Annotated in this window: 2 protein-coding genes; one reads left to right on the forward strand and one right to left on the reverse strand. The window is 67.1% G+C overall.

Annotated features, from left to right (window positions below; genetic code table 11):
• A partial coding sequence (locus WB508_RS08285; protein ID WP_423844413.1) for a GntR family transcriptional regulator occupies window positions 1-187 on the reverse strand: 187 nt, incomplete at its 3' end.
• On the opposite strand from WB508_RS08285, the gene WB508_RS08290 reads away from it, so the two are divergent.
• The coding region (locus WB508_RS08290; protein ID WP_423844414.1) for a UvrD-helicase domain-containing protein at window positions 186-1,653 on the forward strand (1,468 nt) is incomplete at its 3' end. The genes WB508_RS08285 and WB508_RS08290 overlap by 2 nt on opposite strands.

Below are 1,653 nucleotides of genomic sequence, written 5' to 3' on the forward strand. Positions count from 1 at the left end.
CTGCCTCCAGAGCCCGATACGCCTTGGCCACCGTGTTGACCGCCAGGCCGAGCTCGGCAGCGAGAGCGCGGACCGTCGGCAGGGAGGACCCGGCTGGTCGCGCACCGGCGTCGACGTCAGCTGTCACCTGAGAGCGAAGCTGCTCGTACGGAGGTACGCCGGACGTGGGGTCGATCGTGAAGGCCATGCGCTCATTGTCGTCGCGTCCATCTACTCTGGACAGCGACATGACGTTGCCGTTTCCCGTGCCCCAGGCCACCGCTCGACCGACCCCCGCTCAGCGACGGCCGCGGTCTGAGACGCTGCTCGACGGCCTCAACGAGTCACAGCAGCAGGCCGTGTCCCATCCGGGTGGTCCGTTGCTGGTCGTCGCCGGTGCTGGGTCCGGCAAGACCCGTGTGCTCACCCGCCGCATCGCCTGGCTGATCGCAGCACGGGGTGCGCATCCGGGCTCGATCCTGGCCATCACCTTCACGAACAAGGCCGCGGCCGAGATGCGCGAGCGGGTGGCCGAGCTCGTCGGGGGTGCCGCCCGGGCCATGTGGGTGTCCACGTTCCACTCCGCATGCGTGCGCATCCTGCGTCGCGAGCACGCCAAGCTGGGGTTCACCTCGTCCTTCACCATCTACGACGCGGCCGATCAACGCCGGCTCATGACCATGGTGTGCCGCGACCTGGACCTGGACCCCAAGCGCATCAACCCGCGCGCCGTCCTCAACTGGATCTCGAACCTGAAGAACGAGCTGATCGACCACGAGTCGGCCGCCGGTAGGGCGACCAACCCGACCGAGGAGATCTACGCCGAGGTCTACACCACCTACCAGGCGCGGCTCACCGCCGCCAACGCCATGGACTTCGACGACCTCATCATGAACACGGTGCATCTGCTGCAGGGGTGGCCCGATGTCGCCGAGGCCTATCGCCGTCGGTTCCGCCACCTGCTGGTCGACGAGTACCAGGACACCAACCATGCGCAGTACCAGCTCATCAAGGAGCTGACCGATCCGGAGTCGGACCTGCTGGTGGTGGGTGACTCCGACCAGTCGATCTACGCCTTTCGCGGCGCCAGCATCCGCAACATCCTGGAGTTCGAGGACGACTTCCCGAACGCCACCACCATCTTGCTGGAGCAGAACTACCGGTCCACGCAGACCATCTTGTCGGCCGCCAACGCGGTGATCAGCCGCAATCAGGGCCGCAAGGACAAGAAGCTGTGGTCGGCCGAGGGCGATGGCGACCCGATCGTCGGCTACGTCGGCGACGACGAGCGCGACGAGGCTCAGTACATCGCCGACGAGATCGACCGGTTGTCCGACGAGGAGGGCATCGCCGCCAAGGACGTCGCGATCTTCTACCGCACCAATGCGCAGAGCCGTGTCTTCGAGGAGGTCTTCATCCGGGTCGGCCTGCCCTATCGCGTCGTCGGAGGCGTGCGCTTCTACGAGCGCAAGGAGGTCAAGGACGCGCTGGCGTACGTGCGGGTGCTGGTCAATCCCCGCGACACGGTCTCCATCCGGCGCATCCTCAACGAGCCCAAGCGCGGCATCGGTGACCGAGCCGAGGCGGCCGTCCAGCGGCTGGCCACCCAGCACGACATCAGCTACTGGGAGGCGCTGACCCGCGCGCGTGAGGCCACCGATCTGGCCACCCGCT

It is taken from the genome of Aeromicrobium sp. (assembly GCF_049586495.1).
Taxonomy (GTDB): Bacteria; Actinomycetota; Actinomycetes; order Propionibacteriales; family Nocardioidaceae; genus Aeromicrobium.